The organism is Candidatus Cyrtobacter comes (genome assembly GCF_034470605.1).
In the GTDB taxonomy this organism is placed as follows: Bacteria; Pseudomonadota; Alphaproteobacteria; order Rickettsiales; family Midichloriaceae; genus Cyrtobacter; species Cyrtobacter comes.
In genome coordinates this window covers 1-5,950 of record NZ_JARGYT010000076.1, presented here as the reverse complement: position 1 = coordinate 5,950, position 5,950 = coordinate 1, and the positions used below count along the sequence as shown (strand labels likewise).

The 5,950-nt window shown below is 34.9% G+C and carries 4 protein-coding genes; 3 read left to right on the top strand and 1 reads right to left on the bottom strand.

Annotated elements, in window-relative coordinates; all coding sequences use genetic code 11:
• Positions 1 to 67: 67 nt before the first annotated feature.
• Complete coding sequence (locus Cyrtocomes_RS04920; RefSeq protein WP_322498081.1) at positions 68 to 1,066, bottom strand: hypothetical protein; 999 nt, start codon at positions 1,064 to 1,066, stop codon at positions 68 to 70.
• Positions 1,067 to 1,709: 643 nt separating this feature from the next.
• Between Cyrtocomes_RS04920 and Cyrtocomes_RS04915 the strand changes: the two genes are divergently transcribed.
• The 3 genes from Cyrtocomes_RS04915 to Cyrtocomes_RS04905 all read left to right on the top strand — a co-directional run bounded on the left by Cyrtocomes_RS04915 (position 1,710) and on the right by Cyrtocomes_RS04905 (position 5,827).
• Entirely contained in the window at positions 1,710 to 4,016 is a 2,307-nt protein-coding gene (locus Cyrtocomes_RS04915) for a hypothetical protein (RefSeq protein ID WP_322498080.1), read from the top strand.
• Between the two features lie 209 nt (positions 4,017 to 4,225).
• Positions 4,226 to 5,521 (top strand): amidohydrolase family protein, encoded by a 1,296-nt coding sequence (locus tag Cyrtocomes_RS04910; RefSeq protein ID WP_322498079.1) that lies wholly within the window; start codon positions 4,226 to 4,228, stop codon positions 5,519 to 5,521.
• A gap of 69 nt (positions 5,522 to 5,590) precedes the next feature.
• The gene (locus Cyrtocomes_RS04905; protein WP_322497510.1) at positions 5,591 to 5,827 is read left to right on the top strand and encodes a transposase; all 237 of its coding nucleotides are present in this window, start codon (positions 5,591 to 5,593) and stop codon (positions 5,825 to 5,827) included.
• Positions 5,828 to 5,950 lie beyond the last annotated feature (123 nt).

Below are 5,950 nucleotides of genomic sequence, written 5' to 3'. Positions count from 1 at the left end.
GGAAACAACCTTTTATCCATCTAAATACCATATTTATCGCCTCCAATATAATATTGCATCTTTTCCATTATTTGGCAAAACCTTTGTTAACAGTGCCTAGTGTTTTGTGAAAGATTTGCGCATGACGAAATATCTTAAGTTCATTAAGATTCATGGCTTCTGCATCTCTTTGATTACTACTTATACCCGCTAGTACAGCGTGGGCTTGCATATTGGCAACAATCTTATCTTCTTCAGAAGGCTCTTCAGTGATAATCGGTCTAGCACCTATAATACCCTTTCTTCTATGACGTATTTGTTGCGTATCTTTATTATCAGTAACTGTACTTCCTTTATCAATAGCACTGTATTTTCTGAATGATCTTCTTAAACTATTGCCTCTTTCAACAGAATATGTGCTTAAAATTTGTGACAACACATCATTTATCACATTTTCTTGCGCGTCTTCAGCATATTTGCTCAGTCTTAATCCTTGTACATTATCGATCATCTTTTCTATTATCACATCATTAAGATTTGTATTATTTTCTATAAAATCTATAAATGTTTTAAGTTTTAGTTTATTTACTTTTAAAGCAAATTCAAAAAGATTCTGCTTCATAGAACTGTAAGTTTGCAATATTGTAGATTCTATTAAAAGGAGTGTTAATTTTTCATTTAATTCATCTCTAAAATCTTTCATTCTAACTTCAACACTTTGCACACCAAATCCAGGTGTAGATACAGATGTTTTTCTAGGTGATCTAGTAAAAGATTCTTTCAATTCTCTTTTGGAGTTTGTCAACTCTGTAATAAACTCCTCAATAATATCGTTTCGCTGTGCTGAATCTAAATTTAAAAAATTTGCATTTGTTAAAAATTCGTTTAATTCAGAGATTACTAACTGCCTATCACTAATATCAATATCTTGTTGATTATCAATAAGTTTGTCAAATTTCTCCCTTTCTTCTTGTGTAAAATTTTCTGATAATTGATATACTGTTGAGGTGGGTTCAGGTTTTAAAAATTCAGCTAATTGATCGACGTGATCAATACTATTTTTTTTATCATAAAAATCTTTTGTCATATGCAAAGAACCAAATTAACTAACCTAATTTTCGCTAAAGTATAAAAGCTATTAGTAATAATATGTTAGGATAAATGCATATTTATATACGTGATCTACGTGATCCAAAATATCAAAGTTTTGAACATTAATTTGCTATTAATTGAATACTTATAAAGTAACGATATTTGGATTTATTCTATTAATATTCGTAACATAAAACACTAAGTAAGCTAGAGATTAAAAAACAATATTACTATATAAAATAAGCCTATCTCAATCTTTTTAATATAATATTTAACTTCGCTAGAATAAACTAGTTTAGCTATCGCTAAGAGCAATGGAGCGTAGGATAAACAACACTAAAAGGAGACGATTGCAATATAAAACAGAGAAGCAAGGCGGTTAGAAATTGCAAAGAAGCATCTAAAGTAGCTTAAAGGATAATGGCATGAAAATATTTGAAGTAAAAATCCAAACAGTACTAATATAATTATTTTAGGTGCTGCCTATGCTAATTTAGCTCAAATAGCCATATGCATCACAGCGAAATCTTCTTCTTTATATCTAAGAATCTTTCCACTTATTTTACTTCTAGTATTGATGATTGCGCATAGACTTTCTATCATAGGTTGTGTTGCCAAATTAATAGATTATACAAATTATGCAAGATGGAAATAGACCACAACCTATTAGGAGAGGATTCTTTGGTGCGGTAAGGGGATTTATATCTAGAATATATAATACTATGCGAGGTAGACCAGAAACGGGTGTGGAGATGACCGATCAGCCTGCGGAACAACCGGCCGTTCCTGATAATTTTATTCAGAGAATTGGTCGTGTCTTTGGCATGTTTCGTAATTTTATTAGGGATAGGGTCATAGCCCCAGTTCTGAATAGATTTCGTGGTACTGAACCAGGTGCTCCTAAACCACTAGAGGATCGCGGCGCTGGACGAGCAGATGCGAAGAAGAATGAGGTTACTATAAGAGGAAAAGCTATTAGTGATCCAAACGGCATGGATAAGGCGCGCATTCAGAAATATGAAGAATTATTAAAGCGCTGCACAGAGCGAATTGAAGTTAAAGATAGAGAGAGGGCATTAAATGAAGCTGTAAAATTTATTAACGAGGCTAATGCACATGGATTACCATATATAGCAATTCAGTTTTTACAAAATGCTGATTATAATACACCAACAAATATCAGTGATGTTCGTCTTCAGTTACTGGGAGATGAGATGCTTGAGCTGCTTAGTAAAGCCCCTAAGTATCAGGAATTCTTTTTAGGGTCTTTGGAGGAAAGGGCTGAATTTCAACCTACAGAGCTAGCAAAGAATTTGAGGACGTTCTTTAGCCGTTTAGATAATGGAGGAAGGGAATTAGTAATAGAGTTTTTTAATGATATTGCAGAAAAGGCTGCACAAAAGGCTGCGTTCCCAACAATTAGGTTTGAAGATATGCCAAAAGTGATTAACGGTAACAAATCAACATATAACTTCGAGTTTATTCAATTATTAGTAAGATTAAAATCAGCTGAACAAAATAAAGCAAATGAGACGTATAAAATTCTAATGCCATACTTCTTATGTATTCAAGGTCTAACAATAGATCAAGATAATCTAGAAGCCGCCGCAACAATACTTAATATTATTGGTTTAGATTCTACTGGCAAACCTCAAACTTTTACATATAAAGAGCTTGTGGAGCTAAAAAAGAGGTTTTTTGTTAATGCTGAGGGGTACGGTACAAAAGTTACTATAGCTGGAGATTTTCCCTCATTGGCAAAGTTGATAAATGAGAATGAGAAATTTAAGGAATTTCTTATTGGGGCCGAAGATAGAGTAGGTTTGATAGAGAAGATTCTAAAATTAAGAGATGAGGAGATGGTTAACTTTCCGGAATTAACACAAATATATAGTAAGTTCTCAAGTACCAAACTTGCTAATATTAAGGATTTAAACATCTTTTTATCAAAAGATAATTTTGAAAAGATTAAGATAATATCTGAGAATGATGAACTTCGTGCTTTATGTAAAAGTATGATGTATAATGAATATCATAACGGCTCTGAAATAACGGGTTTATTAAGATTAACAGCTTATGATCTCAAAGCATTGAGTGAAGCATTTAAAAAAGAATCTAAGGATATGCAGAGTGAGATAATTGAGTTCATGTCTTCTAAAAGTGGAGATAACCCATATTTATATAGGCTATTTATTAAAGTTCAACAGTTAAAGGGAGATAGTACAAAGCTAGAAGAAGATGGTAAAAAGAGGCTCGAATTCTATAAATTTATTATTAAACATAATAGTGCTCAAGTTGCTAATTACTTAATTGGGTTAGATACCAATGCCTTTACTAATGTATTTAATAATATTAATACGTATAGAGGTAACACTTATGATGATAGTAATAAAATATTGCTAGTGGTTCAATTAATTGTGGCTGCTGAGGATAGCAAAGGTATACATGGTGCTTTGGCTGCTCTTATTAATAAAGGTATGTCTATTGACTCGTTTGGTGATAAACGCCAATATGTTAATTCAAAGTTTATACAATATTTGACTAAAAAAATAAGAGAAGGTGGGGGCGTGGATAAACTAAAAAATATGCTACTTAATCCACCTTTCGATTTTGAAAAGTTGGATAAGGCTCACGCCTATAAAGATAAACCTAGTGGTGTACCAGAGGCATTTTGGCAACTCTACATGGCAAAAGATCCAGAAGCGGTATTAGAACGTCTATTAAAAGAAGTTGCTAAAGAGCCAGAGCAGACACCAAAAGCATCAGAACAGGAAGTAGCAGAAGCAGCAGCACCAATAAAAGAGGAAGAACCGGGTGGGCGGTCAAAAGAGGGGGCAGAAGCACAGGGAGCGCAGAAGTCAATGGACCACCAAGAAGTGCAGGATACGCAGCAATCAAGAGTGCAAAGATCAAGAAGCGGTAGTGTTGTTAAGCAAAAATCGTAAGAGGAAGGTAAACCTGATTATAATTATAATAATTTTCTGACCAGCTATAGTTGTGTCTATAGACTTAAATAGGTATGCGCGTTATATTGCGGGCGATTTTATATCTAGATAGTACCTTCGCATCTTCAATGGATGCTGGTTATTCTCTTGATATGCGATACTCCAATTTTAGATAGATAGCCGTGTCAGATAAATCTAATGTTCTTACCTTGGGTGCAATACAAGAGCTGCCGTTAGTGGATATACATGTGCACCTGCCAGGTACTATATCACCCAGAACCGCTTGGGATCTTGGAGTGAGGAATGGGTTTATCTCTATAGATAATGAACATGGTGGTGTATCCTGGAGGAACGGCCCTAATTCTTTACAGCTTAATGCGCCGTTTGAGCATTACTCGAATATATTCAAGCAGCCAATTATCCTTGATAATGGCCCTGTTAACTTGGAATATAACATAGACTATCAGAGTTTTAAAAGTTTTGATCATATCATGGCAACTGTGCAGGGCCATAGGCACCCTCCCGGCGGTATTCAAAATGAGAGCGACCTGGAATTTGTGCTCAAAAGATATATGCATGATTGTATTGAACAAAAAGTATTCTATACTGAATTGCAGCAAAATATTAGGATAGCATATACAATATACTCGGGGTTAGATACACAAGAAGCACGTCTAAAACTTTACAGTTTTCTTAAACGCCAAATAATAGAATTTGCTAAACACGATATAATTTTAAGATTTATACATTGCTTTAATAAAACTCAGGCATCTCTTTCTGATAGCACAACTTATAATAGAGCCGTAGAAGCTTCTGAATGGCTAAAAGAGGCGCATGATGCCCAGCCTGGTGTATTTGTTGGTATAGAATCTGCTGGGCATGAAAAAGATGAATCAGGATGGCCGGCACACCTAAAGGCTGGATATGAAGCGGTTAGGGATATTGGGTTAGGTTGTGAGGCGCATGGTGGTGAAGCGACAGGTGTTGAGCACATGATGGATGTTATAAGGATGTTGCCAATTACCAGGCTGGCGCATGGGTTTCAAGTTATTGAGGATGAAAAATCTATCTTTGAAGTAATGGATAGGGATGTAACTCTAGTAATGGCGCCGCTAATTAATATGAAACTTGGAGCATGCCTTCATACTATTGCAGATAAAGATGGTCACTTGATACCAAAATCTAAATCTCATGGTGGTGTAAAATCATATATAGATGAATTGTATCAGCATCCGTTCTTTAAGTTAATAAGAGAATATAAGGGAATAAAAATTGCCCTTAGTTCCGATAACCCATATATGGCAGGTCGCTTAATTAAAGAATCTATAATAGCATTAGCTGGTCTTTCTAGTGAATATATTTTTCCAGATGGCACAGAACCACTTAGGTCTGATGAATTAGTCCAGTGTTGTTTAAGTGGAATTGATGCAGCTTTTTGCGATGATGAAATAAAGCAAATGTATAAAAGTAAACTATCTGATTGGATAAAAAAATATAGATATTAGGGTTTAGGTAGGTGTCGACATTTAAGATTTTTATGTGCTGCTATTTTAGCAACTCATTATGAGGCTAAAATGTTATATGACTTGAGGGATGATCAATGGGAAATTATTAAAGATATTTTACCTGGGAAAAGTGGAGATAGAGGACGTAGAGGATACGATAACCGTGGATTTATAAGAGCAGTGATGTGTGTTGCCAGAACTGGTGGGCCATGGAGAGCGCTTCCTGTGGAATATGGCAAATGGCCTACAGTTCATAAAAGATTTATTAGATGGGCTAAAGCTGGAATATGGCAAATGATACCTTAGCCGTGGATAGTGATAATGAATGGTTAATGATAGATTCTACGATCATTAGAGCGCATCAGCATTCGGCTGATGCTTTAAAAAATACCGAAACTGGTATGCAAGGGCTAGGAAGATCCAAAGGAG